This window comes from Spirosoma panaciterrae DSM 21099 (assembly GCF_000374025.1).
Lineage (GTDB): Bacteria > Bacteroidota > Bacteroidia > Cytophagales > Spirosomataceae > Spirosoma > Spirosoma panaciterrae.
Window position 1 is genome coordinate 221,661 of the sequence record NZ_KB893184.1, and the last position, 16,745, is coordinate 238,405.

Consider the following 16,745-nt stretch of genomic DNA (forward strand, 5'->3'; position numbering starts at 1 on the left):
GAATCTTTCTATGCTTTACCCTTTCCTGGTATGCCTGGGCCTTGCGGCCTGTGGATCAGTCGCGCCCAGACCGGCCGACGCTCAATCGGTTTCTGCTGCGACTGGTAAACCGAGTGTCGATGAAACCACTGTCTTTCGCAATGGCGAAGATGGCTATACCTGCTATCGGATTCCGGCTGTCGTGAAAGCACCTTCCGGCGAGTTGCTTGCTTTTGCAGAAGGGCGCAAAACCGACTGTGGTGACTATGGCGATGTGGACATTGTATTGCGAACCAGCCGGGATAATGGGCAGACGTGGAGCCCGTTGCGCGTGGTGGTCGATTTCGGGCAGGCACAGGCCGGTAACCCGGCTCCCGTTTTCGACCAGACCGATTCCCGGTTTCGGAACGGGCGCTTGTTTTTGCTCTATAATACCGGAACAGCCTCGGAAAAAGAGGTGCGAAACGGGAAGGCCATTCGGGAAGTGTGGTATAAAACCAGCACCGATGGCGGACAAACCTGGTCGGAACCCGTCAACATTACAACATCGGTCAATCGCCCGAACAAACCCGATGTTAACCCCACTTATACCTTTTCGGAAGATTGGCGCTCGTATGCCAACACACCGGGTCATGCGCTTCAGATTCAGAATGGGCGGTATAAAGGGCGGTTGTTTGTAGCGGCCAATCATTCGGAAGGGGCCCCGCAACCCCAGTTTCGTGATTATCGGGCACATGGCTTTTACTCCGACGATCACGGAAAGACCTGGAAGCTATCGGCCACGGTGACCTATCCGGGTGGCAATGAGAGCACAGCCGCCGAAACCTCAACGGGGAGCCTACTGATGAATAGCCGGAATCAATCGGGCGACGTGAAGAATCGGTTGCTGGTGACCTCAACGAATGCGGGTGAAACCTGGAGCCAGGTAACCGTAGCCAATGATCTGCCCGACCCGGTTTGTGAAGGAAGCATGATCAATTACCGGAACGGTGGCCAAAACATACTCATTTTCGCCAATCCGAATAGCCAGACCAAACGGGAGAAACTGACCGTTCGCATCAGCCAGAACGATGGAAAAAGCTGGTCGGCAGGTCGGGAGATTTATGCCGGATCAGCGGCCTATTCGGATCTGGTTGTCCAGCAGGATGGTCAGATTGGGGTCCTTTACGAGCGCGACAATTACACAACGATCATCTACGCCCACTTTGCCTACGATTGGCTGACCCAGTAACTACACGATTTCCGTTCATGACATCCTCAACCGTTGCGCAATACACGGCGCTATACCGCGACAATCTGCTGAATGATGTTCTTCCGTTCTGGCAGCGTTTTTCGCCCGACCGGGAACACGGCGGTTTTTTCACCTGTCTGGATCGCACCGGGGAGGTATACGATACCGATAAGTTTATCTGGCTGCAAGCCCGGCAAGTCTGGACATTTTCCATGCTCTATAACCGGGTGGGTAGCCTATTTCCAGACCAGAAGGCCGATTGGCTCGGCATGGCTCAACTTGGAGCCGATTTTTTGCAAAAGCATGGGCGGGCCGAAGACGGAAGCTGGTATTTTTCGACCACTCGCGACGGTAAACCGCTGGTACAGCCGTACAATATTTTTTCCGATTGCTTTGCCACTATGGCCTTCGGGCAACTCTCGCTGGCTACGGGCAGGGATGAATACGCCCATCTGGCGGAGTCGACCTTCCGGCAGATTCTGGCCCGGCGCGATAACCCCAAAGGGGCCTGGAACAAAGCCGTATCCGGTACGCGTCCGCTGAAGAATTTTGCCCTGCCGATGATCCTTTGCAATCTGGCGCTCGAAATCGAACCCCTGCTGGATAAGCCTTTGGTGGAACAAACCATCGACGAATGTATTCACGAAGTAATGACGGTCTTTTTCGATCCAGACTTAGGACTGATTCGGGAGAATGTTACGCCCGACGGACGTATGTCCGATTCGTTTGAAGGCCGATTGCTCAATCCGGGCCATGCTATTGAAGCCATGTGGTTTAGTATGGATCTGGCCGTTCGGCGGGGCGATCGCGCACTAGTGGATAAAGCGGTGCAGATTACGCTCGATACGCTGACCTATGCCTGGGATACGGATTTCGGTGGGATTTTATACTTCATGGACGCCAGTGGCCATCCGCCCCAGCAACTGGAGTGGGATCAGAAGCTCTGGTGGGTGCATGTCGAAACGCTGATCAGTCTGTTGAAAGGGTATCAGCTAACGGGCAATCAGGCTTGCTGGGAATGGTTCGAACGGGTCCATGCCTACACCTGGTCGCATTTTCCGGACCCGATCAATGGCGAGTGGTTTGGCTACCTGAACCGCCGGGGCGAAGTACTGCTTCCTTTGAAAGGCGGCAAATGGAAAGGCTGTTACCACGTTCCCCGTGGCTTATATCAGTGCTGGCAGGTGCTGGAAAACCTCCAGAATCTATAAAATGCCTGTTGGAATTAGTCGGGTAATAGTTTTCCAGGGTTGAGAATACCTCGTGGGTCCAGCGCTTTTTTGAGCGTTCGCATCAAGGCTATTTCTTCGGGCGTACGACTTAGATAGAGCCACGATTTCTTCTCCAGGCCAATGCCATGTTCGCCGGTTATGGAGCCGCCAATCGGCTGGAGCCGGGTATACAGAATCTCTTCTATCGCGTGTTTGGTAGGTGGGTCGTCCTGACCACAACTGATGAATAGGTGAAGATTACCATCGCCCATGTGCCCGAATGCGTACAGGTATACGTCGGGCCACAGGCGTTGAAGGGCCAATCGTATCGTTTTGATATAGGCATCCATCTCGGAAATGGCGAGACTGATGTCGAACAGAAAAACGGGTCGATGAATGGTGAAAATAAACTCTACGTTTTCGCGAATGCCCCAGAACCAGTCCAGCTCTTTTTGCGATTGCGCCATCACCGCATCAACGATCAGATCGGTCGTTAGAGCGTGTTCTAAAAAGGCTTCGAACTGGTGTCTGTCTTTGTCGGCATCCTGCCCGAGCGATTCCAGCAACACATAAAAGGGATAACCCTGAGGCAAAGGCGGTGCGAACAGGGCAGGCTTCGACGTCATCAACTGGTAATAGTCCTGCCACAGCAATTCGAAACTGGTAAGCTCATTCCTGAGGTAGGTTTTGGCCGCCAGCAACAGGGCATTGGCTTTGTCAAAACTGTCTACGGCGATAAAAGCGGTGTTGCGGCTTCGGGGCAGATCGTCCAGTTTCAGCACAGCCCTGGTAATAATTCCCAGCGTTCCCTCGGAGCCGATGAAAAGTTGTTTCAGGTCGTACCCGGCATTGTTTTTCATCATTTTGTTCATCGACGAAACGATGGTGCCATCGGCCAGAACAACCTCCAGACCCAGCACCAGATTGCGCATGACCCCATAACGCAGGGCTTGCAGCCCACCGGCGTTGGAAGCGATATTTCCGCCAATCATACAACTGCCTTTAGCCCCCAGATCGAGCGGGAACAGCTGCCCCTGCATGGCTACCTGCTCGCGTAGCTGTTGCAGCACAACCCCCGCCTGTACGGTTACGGTTTTGTTGACCACATCGATTTGTTCGACCTGATTCATTCGCTCCAGACTCAAGGCAATCTCGTGGGCATGCGTATCGGTGCCGCCAACCACATTGGTCAATCCACCGTGTGGTACAATAGGTTGGTGAAATTCATGGCAGATTTGCAGCATCCGGGAAACCTCCTGGGTTGTTTGGGGTAACAGTAACGCCCGGCAGTTAAGACTTCCGGCCTGCTTCCAGTGGCTGGCTACGCGCGTACTGGCTTCTTCACGGGTCAGCACACCGCTTTTACCAAACGTATTAACCAGTAGCTCGACAATATCGGACATGATTGGGTAGACTGTAGTGAAAAATCAGGAAATGGCTTGCTTACCTAAAGGCCACACAGACGATTCATTACTACTATTCCTGGATTTGCTTAACTCATACTATGACCGCAGTGCTGGGGTATTCGATAGGTCGAACCACGGCCAATTCGGGAAGTGTAACGAATGTGACGGTTAACGTGGCTGACGATGTCAGTAAAAAGTAGGATAGCAACTCAATCAAGGCTCCCGTATGCCCCCTCTCCTAATTTCAGGGGAGGGATTGGGGTGGGGTAGAACACTCATAAACCAAACAGAAAAGCCCTGCAAACGAGTCGCAGGGCTTTCTATAGGTTGGTAATCTGTTAGGTAGGTAGGTTAATTTCGGCAGCCCACGTAACCCTGAAAAGCGGTTGCCATGATCATGCCGGGTGAAATGGAGGTATTATATTGCCAGTACACTTCTTTAGCGCTGTGCTTGTTCTCATCCCATTCGACGACGCCCAACGGTGATAAGTCGCCCAGGGCTACACTTGTTTCCAGAAACTCTATAGCATCGTCTGTTGAGTCGAATGCAACAACGCCGGGCATTTCCTGGAGTTGAAAAACCGCCAGAAAAGTTTCCTGAGAATTCATATCAATAAAACTTGTTGCCATAAAGAACCTTAACTTCTGTACTGTATTTGACTGCGATTTTTCGCAATTGTCACTTTCATTTTTTCAAATAATTGACTCGTTCGATTGTTGGGAATAAATCCTGAAAAAAGCTTGCCAGGAGAGGAACAGGACAAGTATATACATTAGCCAGAATAAGACGCATCCATCAACTGGCAAACGGTTTCGAGGGCAGCCTCATCGCCCACATTGCCTGGGAAAACAACATAGCGAATACCGGGAAATTTACTGCCTTCGGCCATTTGCCAGACGGGTACGCCGGGAATGATGGGGCCCAGCACCAGAGCTTTTTCGGCCGCTAGTCCTTTCGATGCCATATCACTGGATGTAATGCCCCCTTTGGCTACCATGAACTTCGGGCGGATGGAGAGATTTTGCAGGATATCGACCAGAAAGTCAGAGACTACTGAATGTATTGTCAGACTCTCTAATGAGTTGGCACCTACACGTTGCTGACGACTGGTATACAGGACAACATTTTCTCCGGCTACGAGCCATTGGTCTGTTTGCTGGCTTATCTCATTGACCTGCAACGACGAATCGCTACGGGTCAGCAGGGCAGCAACGTCAACTTCGATGGTCTTATACGTTTCCCGCTCCAGGAGCCGGCTTAGCTGTTGGGTGGTTTTGGGAACGTGCGAGCCTACGATAACCAGATAGCCATTGGCTGATGGATGTGTTGCTTTGGCAGGAATGAATGGTTTGCTCGATGCTAATCCAGCGCGAATCGGAACAAACGTAGCCGACGTTCGGTACAGAAACTGTTTGCCTGTTGTTTCGGCCAGTAGTAACCCCATTACCACCACTTCCAGATCACGATAGCTGGCCGCATTGACAATGCAAACGTTGCCGTCGGCACAGTGTATGAGTGCTTCGCTGACAGCCTCTGGGCCACCTGTGCGAATTTCGTCAAGACTGATTGCGTGAACATCCGATGCCTGTATTCGGCCATTTGTTTTCTCCTCAACCCACTGCTTCAGATTCGAATGGGTATAGCCAAATACCACATCCTGAGCAAACTGGGTATTCGAAACGGGCACCAGCTGTTGGTTTTCGACCAGATAATGGACATCATCGATGGTATAGCGGCCGCCTTCAATAAACGCGGGAATCAGCACCGTAATGGCGTTAGTCATACCCAACGACTGCGCAACGGCATCTACTTCGGCCGGAAAATGACCTCGTAGGGTAGAATCGCTTCGGCTGATAACCACAATGTCGCGACCGCTTTCACGAACGGCTTGTTTTAGGTTTTGCCCAATTTCCTGAGCCATTGCAACGGCTCCGCTTTCAGGTAAACTGCGGGAATTGGTGAGGATATACAGAATGGCAGGTTTCTTTCGCAATTCTTCGGCAATAAGCTCCGCACGCCAGGAGGTCAGGACAATAACATCATAGCAGGTCTGGGTGCCGGTAGGGTCGTCGTCGAGCACAACAATCGTTTGCTGCCGTTTTTCGAATGCGTCCCGAATGGCTGGTAACATATCGGTCGGATAGTCGGGGGGTAGTTGCGCTAGTTTCTGATTCACAGATGGATACATATGTCGTCTGATTGGTTCTCGAAGACCCGTATGAAGCCGATAGTTTACTGGCTCATCAGGAGTTTCAACTCGATTGCGGCTTTACATAGATCAAAAGGATATAGCACTATGCAACTAATTATAACAGGTGGAGCGGGATTTCTGGGACAGCGTCTGGCAAAAGCTCTTCTGAGCAGTTCGATTGCGTTTGACGAACTCTGTCTGATCGATGTAGTGCTGCCACCGAAGCCGGTTGACGATGCACGAATTGTTTGCCAGCAGCTAGACCTGGCCGATGAAGGTGCAGCCGAAAACATCATACAGGCCAGAACGGGAATCGTATTTCATCTGGCGGCTATCGTAAGCAGTCATGCTGAGAAAGATTTTGATCTGGGCTGGAAAGTCAATCTGGATATTACCCGGCATCTGCTGGAAGCCTGTCGACGTCAAAACCCGGCTATCCGGTTTGTTTTTTCCAGTTCGCTGGCGGTGTATGGGGGCCAGCTTCCGGCCATTGTGGATGAAGCAGTGGCCGTAAAACCACAATCATCCTACGGAGCCCAAAAAGCGATCGGCGAATTGCTGGTGAACGATTATACCCGAAAAGGCTTTGTCGATGGCCGGATACTCCGATTGCCCACCATCTGTGTTCGGCCCGGTCGGCCCAATCAGGCGGCTTCTTCGTTTGTCAGTAGTATCATTCGGGAGCCTATTCAGGGTGAAGAGGCTATTTGTCCGGTATCGGCCGAATTGGCCCTATGGTTGTCGAGCCCGGATACGGTAATTCAAAATATACTGAAAGGAGCGATGCTGGATGGGGCAACGTTTGGCGACTGGCGCACCGTCAACTTGCCGGGAATTAGCGTAACCGTTCAACACATGCTGGATTCGCTCGAACGGATAGCGGGTAAAGCCGCACTTGCCCGAGTGCAGTTCAAACCCGACCCGGCTATCAATGCCATTGTCAGTAGCTGGCCGGGCCGGGTCGATAACACAAGGGCCTTGCGGCTGGGATTTCAGGCCGATGCCCATTTCGATGACTTCATCAGGCAGTTTATAGCCAATGATCGCTTATGAAATCAGGTGGGCTCCAGCCGATGACGGGCAGGTAAGTAACAATCTTAAGGACTTATTGGCGATAGTCGGTCAATTTTGTTTCTTGCATGTCTAATTCATCAGTATATCCGAATGTGGTTAGATTCTAAAAAGATTGTGGTCATTGGTGGCACCACAGGCATGGGGCTATCAGCTTCATTGGCTTTTATACGCGAAGGCGCACAGGTTGTGGTGGTTGGACGTAATCCCGAAAGTTGCACCGCTGCTGAAAGACAATTGGATGGAAATGGTCTGGCGATGTCGGGCGATGCTTCTGATCCGCAAACCGCACCCAAAGCCATTGCGCTTTGTCAACAGATTTTCGGCGGTTTCGATGGACTGTATCACGTGGCCGGGGGCAGCGGTCGGCGGTTTGGCGATGGCCCTCTGCATGATCTGACCCTCGATGGCTGGAACTACACGGTCAACCTGAACCTAACCTCGCTCATGCTGTCCAATCAGGCGGCTGTGCGGGCGTTTCGGGCACAAGGTAGTGGCGGTACTATTCTGAACATGGGCTCGGTATTGGGGTCAAGCCCTTCCCCGACCTATTTTGCTACCCATGCGTATGCAGCTATGAAATCGGCCGTAATTGGCTTTACGAAATCGGTAGCCGCTTACTACGCCAACGACAATATCCGCGTCAATGTACTGGCCCCGGCACTAGTCGAAACCCCCATGGCGCAACGCGCCGTTCAGGACGATACAATACTGGCTTTCACCAGAACAAAGCAACCTCTGGATGGAGGGCGTATCGGCCAGCCCGACGATCTGGACGGGGCCGCTGTTTATTTTATGTCCGATTATTCGGTCTTTACTACTGGGCAGGTTCTGACTGTCGATGGTGGCTGGAGTGTTAGTGAAGGGCAATTATGATTCCTAGAGCTGAACTAAAGAAAATTGCAACGGCTCGTTTAGCAGATGCTGAGCTTTTATTAAAGGCTAAACGCTTTGATGGAGCTAGTTATCTAAGTGGCTATGCGGTTGAGATTGGTTTAAAACTGCGTATCTGTAAAACATTGAAGTGGCGTGGCTTTCCTGAGACAAACGGTGAATTTCAGGGACTAAGCAGTTTTAAAACACATGATTTTGATATTCTGCTTCGATTATCGGGAGTTGAAGATACAGTTAAAACGCTCTATTTAGCTGAATGGTCTGACTTGAAACTGTGGAAGCCGGAGTTGCGTTATGCGATAACAGGTACTGAAACGATCTTGTCTGCCGCCAGAATGATTAGTGCCGCGAAAACGTTACTTAGCATTTTATGAAAGCACTTGCTAATAAAATAGGTCAGTTGCGCAAAGTTATAGAAGAGGAGAAAGGGCCATTTACTTTATATGCTTTAGTATTACCCGAGGATGCTATTGCCTGGGATATGTTAGTGGCGTCAACGTGGATTGATAAAGACCAACCAAGTGCTTTAAAGTATTTGGTTAAACAGGTACAAAGCGTTTTAACAAAGCAGGAGCTTTTAAATTTATCGGGTATTTTACTATTCGATACCGATAAATTAGCCGAATATGGTGTATCTGTCGATAGTGAAACTGGCTGGGAGGAAAACAATGTAGAGTTCTACGGAAGATTAGTTCAGAAGGCATATATTTTTGTTGGACCTCTGGTTGGCTTTAATTTAGAAAAATACAAGGTAAATGGTTGAAACCCAGCGCCTGACTATTGTTCCGCTTACGCTTAAGCAACTCTATCTGTACATAGTCGATACCCACCAGTTGGAAGAAGCTATGGGACTCCGAACGGGCTATCGGGAACTGGTTGAACCCGTACTGAGCATCGTCATTCACTTTACTATTCCCCGGTTGAAAGATCCCACCAACGATCCGCTTTACCACACACTCTGGATGGCCATCGACCGCGAAAAACAGCAATTTGTGGCCGAAGCCAAATTTAAAGGGGAGCCCGACGAGACGGGTGCCATTGAAATTGGCTACGGTACATACTCCGCTGTACATCGGCAGGGCTACATGACCGAAATGGTGGGTGGGCTCCTTACATGGGCAGCCAAACAGCCTGATGTTCAGCGGGTAATTGCCGACACACAGGCCGAAAACGTAGCCTCTCAGAAAGTGCTGGAAAAGTGCGGATTTCGGTTGTTCGATCAAATTGAAGACATGCTTTGGTGGGAATACCCAACTCGGTAGCGCGTAAGCGTAGTACTTTTTATCGGTAAAATTGTAATTTCGGCTTCCTGCAAATAAACCCTACCTATGCATTCACGTCGTAAATTCCTCCGTCGGCTCGGAGGTACGTCGGCTTTGCTGGCCGGAGGAACTACCCTGGTTGATGCCGAAACCTTTGCTGCCTCAAAAACAGCCCATCGCGAACATCTGATTGAGATCATACAGCCTCGCTCCGTGGCCGACACCATCAATATTGGTTTGATCGGGGCTGGCATCATCGGTCATTACGATCTTGATTGTGCGCTCAAAGTACCCGGTACGAAGGTAGTCGCTGTGGCAGACTTATACGATCCGCGATTGGTAAGGGCAAAGGAAGTGTGGGGTCCGGATCTGTTCACCACCCGCGATTATCGGGAAATACTTGCCCGGAAAGAGGTTGACGCGGTTCTGATTTGTGTACCCGATCACTGGCACGACCATATCTCGATTGCGGCACTGAAAGCCGGGAAACATGTGTACTGCGAGAAGCCCATGGTACACCACATCGAAGAAGGGCAGGCCGTTATTGCGGCTCACAAGAAATCAGGCAAAGTATTTCAGGTGGGTAGCCAGCGGGCAAGTGCCTCGGCTGTGCTTGAAGCCAAACGGCGTTATGAGGCCGGACACATCGGTGAACTGACGTCGGTAGAAACGTTTCTGGATCGGACGGATGCATTAGGGGCCTGGCAGTATACGATGCCTCCCAATCTGGACCCCAAAGACCTGGATTGGGACCGATACCTGGGTGATGCCCCCAAACACCCTTTTCAGGCGGAGCGATTTTTCCGTTGGCGGAACTACAAAGATTACGGTACAGGGGTAGCGGGCGACCTGTTTGTGCACCTGATTACGGGCGTTCATACCATTACGGGCTCGCTGGGGCCGAACCGGATTTTTGCGCTCGGGGATCTAAATTTCTGGAAAGATGGGCGCGATGCGTATGATCTGGTAACGGCTATGATGGACTATCCCAAAACGGACAAGCATCCCTCGTTTCAATTTACTACCCGCGTAAACCTGGCTACGGGCGCGGGTGGCGATATTCATACCCGGCTGGTTGGTACAGAAGGCGTTATTGATATAGGCTGGAATTCGTTCGTTATGAATCGGCTCAAACGGCCCAATGCGCCCATGTACAGCCGGGGTTACGATGCCTTGTTTACCTATCCACAGGCCATGCAGGAGGAGTTCATCCGACAATATGAGCAGAAATACCCGGCCAGCCAGTTTACCCGAACCGTACAGAACGAACCTGTGGTTACCTACACGGCTCCGGATGGCTACGACGACCGGCTCGACCATATGATTGTATTCTTCAATGCCATTCGGGAAAACAACCCATCACTGGTTCGGGAAGATGCCGAGTTTGGCCTGCGGGCCGCTGCTCCGTCGCTGGCTGCCAACCTTAGCGCAGCCCAACGAAAAGTAATCCACTGGGACCCGATTGCCATGAAAATTCCGAAGGCTACCTAGTGCCCTGGTTCCTATTCGTACCAAATAATGATCGTATCAACCCCTAAACTCAACAAAACCTGTGCAGCCTGTTCCTATCAAAACGACCGTTGTAGGGTCAATGCCTTTTCCAGGCTGGCTCGAATTTTCGAGTCAGAACCTAACGCAATTCGGCCCTGCCGACATTAACGAACTCATTGAAGATGCCGTGATTGCCTCAGTTCACGATCAGGTTACGGCTGGATTGGATGTGATCACCGACGGTGAACAAACTCGCTTCGATTTTAATCTGTCGTTCTACGGCTACATCCACGGCATTCAGAACAATGAAACGGAACTGCGTCGGTTTGGGCCACCCGCTCATGATCAACGTGGGAAACATAACATTCTTGAACCTCTTACAGCCCCTAAAGGATTAGGCGTTGTTGAGGAGTATTTGCGACTAAAGCGGCTGGCCCCCGAAGGGCAGGGCATTAAGGTGTCGATCCCTGGACCGTATACACTGAGTGGCCGATTACTGCCCGGACATCTTTATAAAGATCGCTGGGAGGTGACCGAGGCCATACTACCCCTGGTCAGTCAGGAAATTGCCCGACTAGTCGAACTGGGTGTACCCGAAATCTGCGTCGATGAACCATCCATGTCGTGCTATGCCTACCGGGAGGATACCAAACGATTCGTCGATATTTTTAACCGGACGGTGGCACCAGGTGTTGGAAAAACGCGCCTGTCGATGCACTTATGTTTCGGGAATTATAAAGGCCGTTCGGTAGGGAAAAAGACCATCGCACCCATGCTGCCCGATTTTCTCGATATGCACGTAGACGAGTTGCATACCGAGATGACGGTACTAAATTTTTCGGAAGTAAACCTGCTCGAACGATTTGCCGAACGGTTCGATGTGGCCGTGGGAGTTATCGACGTTAAAAGCTACTATATCGAAACACCTGAGGATGTTGCCGAACGAATCCGAAAGTGCCTCCCCTATGTTCCAGCAGAGAAACTGGCTGTAGCCCCAGATTGTGGCCTTAGTCAGACGGCCCGTTGGGCTGCCAAACAAAAACTAACGAACATGGTGGCCGGTGCCAAATTAGTACGGGCTGAACTCTGAACCAGGATTTAACGGATTTGATTGATTTACAGGATTTTGTTAGTGAGACGCCAGTAAAACCTATGTTGTTCTTGGATTAAGATGGATAATGCAATTCGTATGACTACAATGCGGCATACTCATATCGTGCAATCAAGGAGTGGCCCAATATGAATTCATTTGAAAATCGAACCAACAAAATCCTGTAAATCACTTAATCTGTTAAATCCCGGTTCAGGCTATCGGTAAGCTGGCAGCGTTCCTGCTGGAGTTTGTCAAGGTTTTCGTTCAAAAGCATACGGGTTCGGGCATTGTCAAAATGTTCGCTGTATGAAGTACGTAATTCCTTCCGTTTCATGGCTTCCAGAAAACGGCGTACGTCTTCAGGCGTTTCGAGCAAAAGAGGAGGAACTTCGGTGGGTTGCTCGGCTTCGTTCTTGGCAACCATCGTAAAGTAACTGGTATTGGTATGCTTCACAGTACCTAGTCGTACATTTTCGGCTATTACTTTTATTCCGACAACCAGTGATGTACGACCCACATAATTGACCGAAGCCAGCAGTGAAACCAGTTCGCCCACTTCAACTGGCTGGCGGAAGTTGACACCATCTACCGATACCGTCACGCAATATTGCCCAGCGTGTTTGGCAGCACAGGCATAGGCAACTTTATCCATCAGTGACAGGAGAATACCGCCGTGAACACGTCCGCCAAAGTTGGCATACGATGGAATCATCAACTCAGTAAGCGTAGTACGTGAATAGCTAACAGGCTTGGCTGTCATAAGTAGGCAGATTGAGGTTAGTGAGCGATATAGGTGTTCGAACGCCAAACATAAAAAAATGCCAGCGCAAGTTGCGTTGGCATTTTTCATTTACCTAACCTATGAGAAAGTGTCGTTGCCGATAAGTTGTCAGCTACCTGACAAAGGTAGCCTATAAACCCGCAGTCATTTCAGAGCAGAATCCCGGATTTTGATGACCCCAGGTACATCAGGCAGAAATCCGCAGTTTAATGCGTAGAACTACGTATTAGTTGTTCGGTGGTTTATAGTTAAGTGGCTGTTTTATAGGTATGTAACGCCTTTAAGTAGACTTTGGGTAAACTTGTTATACAGTGCTGGTTGTCGTATTTTCGACTGGCTTTCCGACCATATCCACCTTATACAACCTGGTACCACCTACTTTTACTCCTTACATCCAGCATGACAGATTCTGTATTTAATGAACAGGTTGGGCGCTTTCTGAACCCGAAAGAAAGTGTCCCCATGAAAGAAACGTACCGCAGTGCCAAACTGGCCTGTGGATTGAAAGAAGATGAATATACCCGTTCCGAATTTTTCGGCGCTGCCAAAATCAATCAATTGCTGAAGCAGAAAGGATGTGTGGGCATCCGGGTCCACTATGCCAAGCGATGGGAAGATGAGAATGGTAAGCCCACCGAGCCAGGAAAAGGCCAGCTCAAGCCCCGCGTTTTGCTCACGGGTGTGGATGAGCGAGGGCGTGATTTACCCATTCCAGCCAGCCAGAGCGGTCTGAAAGACGACGGTGGTGACGATGGCGATATGGTAGTGGGCGATGGAAGACCCTGCCCACAATTTTGTGGTAACTAGTAGAGAATGGAGCATTTGTTTACCTCATTTGAGGAGTACCCTGTCGCGTTTATTGCCGAAATAATAACTCTGTTACCACTGCTAACGGGGTTATTATTTCTAAAATATACAAAGAATGAAAATAAGCTGCTTGTTGCTTTCTTTTTCCTTGTTTTCTTAAGAGATATTAGTTCTAATATATTAGCCTATAGTCGAACAAATAATTTATTTATCTATAATCTTTTTTCATTTATTGAATTAATTTTTTTAGCGCTTCTCTTTTACACTAACCGCCGAATTGCTTCAACAACGTACAGAAAAGCAATCATCTGGGGTGGTTTATTGGCCTTCCTGCTGAATTGTCTTTTTTATTCGACAACTGATTTTTCGATAGGTAATTTCTCTACAGTACGTGTTTATGGATTATTTCTGATTCTGATTTTTTTCGAGCGCGTTTTGGCTGAAATGAACGTAAAGAATATTGTTCTGTATTCCATGTTCTGGGTGAGCAGCGGGCTACTTTTATACTTTTGTGGCACGTTTTTTATATTCCTTTTAAGTGATAAAGTTTTGTCGAAAGATGCCAGGCCCGACATATTCCGTCAGTATTGGTATACCAACCTGATTTTCTACATACTTTTTTGTGTACTGGCAAGCATAGGCATCTGGCTGAGCCGATACGATGAAGAAAATCGAATTTAAACTTGCTCAGCTTACAGATAGTTGATAAGTTTATAGTGGGTGACTTAATTACAGTAGAAATGTTGCCGCTCGCTCAATCGAAGTCTTAATTCGTTGACTTTCAGTGGCGGATTGCTCAATTTTACGTTGTTTACATGGTGCTGGAATAGAATTATGTCGATGGACTCTGGTTTTGTAATTGCTGTGGGTACGGCCGTACTCCTGATGATGGCAGTGTTCATCATCATTTTCGTGGCCTATTACCAGCAAAAACAGGCCAAACAACAACTGGCATTTAAAGAATTGCAGGCGCAGCACCGCCGGGAGCTGATGGAAGCAACCTTCCGAGGGCAGGAAGAAGAACGCCGACGACTTGCCGAAGATATGCACGACGGAATCGGCACCATGCTTTCGATCACGAAGATGAGCCTGAACCAATTGGAGAAGCAGGTAGGCGGGGAAGTACAGGTTGGCTTTCAGTTTCAGAAAACGCGGTCCATGATCGACGAAACCATGACCAATGTTCGGCGAATAAGCCGAAACCTCGTACCAACCACCCTCGAACGGTTTGGTTTGCTGGCCGCTCTGGAGGAACTGGTCGATCGGGCCACGGATAATGACATTGAGGTGGAGCTGGTCTATCCTGAACCAGAACTTGGGTTTCTGCCTGCTCTCGAACTGATGCTCTATCGGATTGCCCAGGAGTTGCTCAATAATGCCATTCGGCACGCCCGCGCCAGGCATATCACCATTCACCTGATTCGTTTTGAAAATGAAGTCCGCCTATCGGTCATCGACGATGGAGTAGGCTTTGATTTTGATGCGGTGATGGAAAATCGGAAAGCAGGATTAGGGCTTCGTAATATTGAAAGCCGCCTGAATGTTGTGAATGGCCATGTTACGTTCGATGTGGCACCTGGCCGGGGCTCACGGATTCATGTGCAGGTTCAGCTCCATGATGCACAGCCTGTTGATTTATTGAGTTAATTTGGCCGCCGGATGGACGCTCCTGTGCCTCAATCGGTATATCCTTAAACTCTACCCTCCTCTATGCGAAAAATTAAACTGGCCCTCTGCGACGATCATACCCTTTTTCGCGTCGGGATGGCAACCATTCTTGGCCAGATTCATGATTTTGAGTTGATTCTGGAAGCCGGAAACGGGCAGGAACTGATCGAGAAAATTGCCCGGAAAACACCGGATGTCGTACTTCTGGACCTACAGATGCCTGTTATGGATGGTACGGCTACGGCCGATTACCTGCGCGAAAACCATCCGCTTATCAAAATTGTAGTACTCACCATGCACGATGAAGATCGGATGGTGCTGCATTTATTGGAGAAAGGGGTTAGTGGCTACCTGCTCAAAGATGCTGAAGCCGGAGAAGTCGAAAAAGCCGTTCGAAAAGTGATGGACGAAGGCGTTTACCTAAACGAATTTGTGTCCAAAGCGATGCTTCGCAAAATGACCAACAAGCCGACGGTCAATAAGCCTGTGAATGCCTTTTATAATAGCAAAATCCTCCTCTCAGAACGCGAAAAAGAGGTATTAATGCTAATCTGTGAAGGATTATCGACTAATGAGATCAGCGAGAAAATATTCCTGAGCCCTCGTACGGTGGAAGGCCATCGACTACGCATCCTTGAAAAAACCGGCACCAAAAACACGGCCGGTATGGTGGCGTATGCGTTTAAAAATAACCTGGTCTGAGTTGGGAATTTATAGACTTCCCGTTTTCCCGCCATCGACGGGTAGATTAATGCCGTTGATCGATGCGGCTGCGGGCGTACACAGAAAGGCTACTGCAGCGGCTACTTCTTCGGGTGTGGCAAACCGTCCGATGGGGATTTCCTGGGCCAACTGAGTGGCAACTTCTTCTTCCGATTTGCCAGAAGCTTTCGCCCGTATCGCCAGTGTAGATTCTAACCGGGCTGTTTGGGTATAACCCGGCAATACATTGTTGACCGTAATACCAAAGCGGCCGATTTCAAGCGATAAGGTCTTTGCCCATTGCGCCACCGCCCCCCGAATCGTATTGGAAACGCCCAGGCCGACAATCGGCTGTTTAACCGATGTGGATATAATATTGACGATTCGGCCATAACCCAGGCGTTTCATCGACGGAACAACCGCCTGCACTAAAGCCTGGTTGTTGAGCAAATGATTATGAAATGTCTGGACAAATTCGTCGGGCTGGGCATCGATCAAAGCCCCACCCGGAGGGCCACCTGTGTTATTGACTAGAATATGAACATCCTGAAAGCGCTCCAAATAGGTAGTAACGGCTGTCTGTACAGCGCCCGGCTGGCTAAAATCGGCGACTATATAGTGATGCGTTTGTCCCTTTGTTGTATCCAGCTCGGCCAGCACCGATTTTAACTTCTGTTCATTGCGAGCGATCAAGGTGACAGTAGCGCCCAGTAAGGCTAATTCTATGGCACTGGCGCGACCAATACCCTGTGTGCTGCCGCCTACCAGCGCTGTTTTTCCGCGTAAGTCAAGATTCATGGATGTTCGTTTGTGGCCAGCGCTAAAGATCGGTTCAGGAACCTAAAAATCATAGGTAAATCTGGAAAACAGACGCACAGGTACCAATCATCCATACAAACAGTAGGCAAAGATGAGAAAAATACCGCTGGCGTAGTTTTGCTTAAACAAATTAGTAGC

General features: G+C 49.6%; 18 protein-coding genes. 13 read left to right on the top strand and 5 right to left on the bottom strand.

Annotated features, from left to right (window positions below):
- Positions 1–10 precede the first annotated feature (10 nt).
- Both B153_RS0115060 and B153_RS0115065 read left to right on the top strand, forming a co-directional pair.
- Complete coding sequence (locus B153_RS0115060) at positions 11–1,210, top strand: sialidase family protein (protein ID WP_020597558.1); 1,200 nt, start codon at positions 11–13, stop codon at positions 1,208–1,210.
- Between the two features lie 17 nt (positions 1,211–1,227).
- A complete protein-coding gene (locus B153_RS0115065) occupies positions 1,228–2,421 on the top strand; it encodes a n-acyl-d-glucosamine 2-epimerase (protein ID WP_020597559.1) in 1,194 nt (397 codons plus the stop codon).
- A gap of 14 nt (positions 2,422–2,435) precedes the next feature.
- Here the strand turns inward: B153_RS0115065 and B153_RS0115070 are convergent, their stop codons facing one another.
- The 3 genes from B153_RS0115070 to B153_RS0115085 all read right to left on the bottom strand — a co-directional run bounded on the left by B153_RS0115070 (position 2,436) and on the right by B153_RS0115085 (position 6,016).
- Entirely contained in the window at positions 2,436–3,824 is a 1,389-nt protein-coding gene (locus B153_RS0115070) for an FAD-binding oxidoreductase (RefSeq protein WP_020597560.1), read from the bottom strand.
- Positions 3,825–4,178: 354 nt separating this feature from the next.
- Complete coding sequence (locus B153_RS0115080; protein ID WP_157634709.1) at positions 4,179–4,436, bottom strand: hypothetical protein; 258 nt, start codon at positions 4,434–4,436, stop codon at positions 4,179–4,181.
- A gap of 164 nt (positions 4,437–4,600) precedes the next feature.
- Positions 4,601–6,016 carry a four-carbon acid sugar kinase family protein gene (locus B153_RS0115085; protein ID WP_020597563.1) on the bottom strand — a complete coding sequence of 472 codons (1,416 nt, stop codon included), beginning with the start codon at positions 6,014–6,016 and terminating at the stop codon, positions 4,601–4,603.
- Positions 6,017–6,124: 108 nt separating this feature from the next.
- Here B153_RS0115085 and denD point away from each other — a divergent pair, with 108 nt between their 5' ends.
- The 7 genes from denD (at position 6,125) to B153_RS0115120 (ending at position 11,827) form a co-directional block, all read left to right on the top strand.
- On the top strand, positions 6,125–7,072 hold the full coding sequence (gene denD / locus B153_RS0115090; protein WP_020597564.1) for a D-erythronate dehydrogenase: 948 nt from the start codon (positions 6,125–6,127) through the stop codon (positions 7,070–7,072).
- Between the two features lie 111 nt (positions 7,073–7,183).
- The gene (locus B153_RS0115095) at positions 7,184–7,966 is read left to right on the top strand and encodes an SDR family NAD(P)-dependent oxidoreductase (RefSeq protein WP_020597565.1); all 783 of its coding nucleotides are present in this window, start codon (positions 7,184–7,186) and stop codon (positions 7,964–7,966) included.
- The gene (locus tag B153_RS0115100; RefSeq protein ID WP_020597566.1) at positions 7,963–8,358 is read left to right on the top strand and encodes a hypothetical protein; all 396 of its coding nucleotides are present in this window, start codon (positions 7,963–7,965) and stop codon (positions 8,356–8,358) included. Before B153_RS0115095 ends, B153_RS0115100 begins: the two co-directional genes overlap by 4 nt.
- Positions 8,355–8,747, top strand: a complete 393-nt coding sequence (locus B153_RS0115105; protein WP_020597567.1) for a hypothetical protein — start codon at positions 8,355–8,357, stop codon at positions 8,745–8,747. Before B153_RS0115100 ends, B153_RS0115105 begins: the two co-directional genes overlap by 4 nt.
- A complete protein-coding gene (locus tag B153_RS0115110; protein ID WP_020597568.1) occupies positions 8,740–9,246 on the top strand; it encodes a GNAT family N-acetyltransferase in 507 nt (168 codons plus the stop codon). Before B153_RS0115105 ends, B153_RS0115110 begins: the two co-directional genes overlap by 8 nt.
- 66 nt (positions 9,247–9,312) lie before the next feature.
- The gene (locus B153_RS0115115; protein ID WP_020597569.1) at positions 9,313–10,737 is read left to right on the top strand and encodes a Gfo/Idh/MocA family protein; all 1,425 of its coding nucleotides are present in this window, start codon (positions 9,313–9,315) and stop codon (positions 10,735–10,737) included.
- Between the two features lie 61 nt (positions 10,738–10,798).
- Positions 10,799–11,827: a methionine synthase gene (locus B153_RS0115120; RefSeq protein ID WP_026262177.1), complete on the top strand. Its 1,029-nt coding sequence runs from the start codon at positions 10,799–10,801 to the stop codon at positions 11,825–11,827.
- 193 nt (positions 11,828–12,020) lie between these two features.
- Here the strand turns inward: B153_RS0115120 and B153_RS0115125 are convergent, their stop codons facing one another.
- Positions 12,021–12,590 (bottom strand): acyl-CoA thioesterase, encoded by a 570-nt coding sequence (locus B153_RS0115125; protein WP_020597571.1) that lies wholly within the window; start codon positions 12,588–12,590, stop codon positions 12,021–12,023.
- Positions 12,591–13,010: 420 nt separating this feature from the next.
- Here B153_RS0115125 and B153_RS0115130 point away from each other — a divergent pair, with 420 nt between their 5' ends.
- The 4 genes from B153_RS0115130 (at position 13,011) to B153_RS0115145 (ending at position 15,788) form a co-directional block, all read left to right on the top strand.
- The gene (locus B153_RS0115130; RefSeq protein ID WP_020597572.1) at positions 13,011–13,418 is read left to right on the top strand and encodes a hypothetical protein; all 408 of its coding nucleotides are present in this window, start codon (positions 13,011–13,013) and stop codon (positions 13,416–13,418) included.
- A 6-nt stretch (positions 13,419–13,424) separates the two neighbouring features.
- Positions 13,425–14,099 carry a hypothetical protein gene (locus B153_RS36685; RefSeq protein ID WP_020597573.1) on the top strand — a complete coding sequence of 225 codons (675 nt, stop codon included), beginning with the start codon at positions 13,425–13,427 and terminating at the stop codon, positions 14,097–14,099.
- Between the two features lie 153 nt (positions 14,100–14,252).
- Complete coding sequence (locus tag B153_RS0115140; protein ID WP_026262178.1) at positions 14,253–15,065, top strand: sensor histidine kinase; 813 nt, start codon at positions 14,253–14,255, stop codon at positions 15,063–15,065.
- A 63-nt stretch (positions 15,066–15,128) separates the two neighbouring features.
- A complete protein-coding gene (locus tag B153_RS0115145) occupies positions 15,129–15,788 on the top strand; it encodes a response regulator transcription factor (protein ID WP_020597575.1) in 660 nt (219 codons plus the stop codon).
- A gap of 9 nt (positions 15,789–15,797) precedes the next feature.
- Here the strand turns inward: B153_RS0115145 and B153_RS0115150 are convergent, their stop codons facing one another.
- Positions 15,798–16,586, bottom strand: coding sequence for an SDR family oxidoreductase (locus tag B153_RS0115150; RefSeq protein ID WP_020597576.1), 789 nt, complete (start codon positions 16,584–16,586; stop codon positions 15,798–15,800).
- Positions 16,587–16,745: the final 159 nt, after the last annotated feature.

What these genes read in the sequence shown, in the direction of transcription:
- denD (WP_020597564.1), top strand. Translation starts at nt 6,125, where the DNA reads ATGCAACTAATTATAACAGGTGGAGCGGGATTTCTGGGACAGCGTCTG.
- B153_RS0115115 (WP_020597569.1), top strand. Translation starts at nt 9,313, where the DNA reads ATGCATTCACGTCGTAAATTCCTCCGTCGGCTCGGAGGTACGTCGGCT.
- B153_RS0115105 (WP_020597567.1), top strand. Translation starts at nt 8,355, where the DNA reads ATGAAAGCACTTGCTAATAAAATAGGTCAGTTGCGCAAAGTTATAGAA.
- B153_RS0115150 (WP_020597576.1), bottom strand. Translation starts at nt 16,586, where the DNA reads ATGAATCTTGACTTACGCGGAAAAACAGCGCTGGTAGGCGGCAGCACA.
- B153_RS0115130 (WP_020597572.1), top strand. Translation starts at nt 13,011, where the DNA reads ATGACAGATTCTGTATTTAATGAACAGGTTGGGCGCTTTCTGAACCCG.
- B153_RS0115070 (WP_020597560.1), bottom strand. Translation starts at nt 3,824, where the DNA reads ATGTCCGATATTGTCGAGCTACTGGTTAATACGTTTGGTAAAAGCGGT.
- B153_RS36685 (WP_020597573.1), top strand. Translation starts at nt 13,425, where the DNA reads ATGGAGCATTTGTTTACCTCATTTGAGGAGTACCCTGTCGCGTTTATT.
- B153_RS0115125 (WP_020597571.1), bottom strand. Translation starts at nt 12,590, where the DNA reads ATGACAGCCAAGCCTGTTAGCTATTCACGTACTACGCTTACTGAGTTG.
- B153_RS0115085 (WP_020597563.1), bottom strand. Translation starts at nt 6,016, where the DNA reads ATGTATCCATCTGTGAATCAGAAACTAGCGCAACTACCCCCCGACTAT.
- B153_RS0115140 (WP_026262178.1), top strand. Translation starts at nt 14,253, where the DNA reads ATGTCGATGGACTCTGGTTTTGTAATTGCTGTGGGTACGGCCGTACTC.
- B153_RS0115145 (WP_020597575.1), top strand. Translation starts at nt 15,129, where the DNA reads ATGCGAAAAATTAAACTGGCCCTCTGCGACGATCATACCCTTTTTCGC.
- B153_RS0115100 (WP_020597566.1), top strand. Translation starts at nt 7,963, where the DNA reads ATGATTCCTAGAGCTGAACTAAAGAAAATTGCAACGGCTCGTTTAGCA.
- B153_RS0115095 (WP_020597565.1), top strand. Translation starts at nt 7,184, where the DNA reads ATGTGGTTAGATTCTAAAAAGATTGTGGTCATTGGTGGCACCACAGGC.
- B153_RS0115060 (WP_020597558.1), top strand. Translation starts at nt 11, where the DNA reads ATGCTTTACCCTTTCCTGGTATGCCTGGGCCTTGCGGCCTGTGGATCA.
- B153_RS0115065 (WP_020597559.1), top strand. Translation starts at nt 1,228, where the DNA reads ATGACATCCTCAACCGTTGCGCAATACACGGCGCTATACCGCGACAAT.
- B153_RS0115110 (WP_020597568.1), top strand. Translation starts at nt 8,740, where the DNA reads ATGGTTGAAACCCAGCGCCTGACTATTGTTCCGCTTACGCTTAAGCAA.
- B153_RS0115080 (WP_157634709.1), bottom strand. Translation starts at nt 4,436, where the DNA reads ATGAATTCTCAGGAAACTTTTCTGGCGGTTTTTCAACTCCAGGAAATG.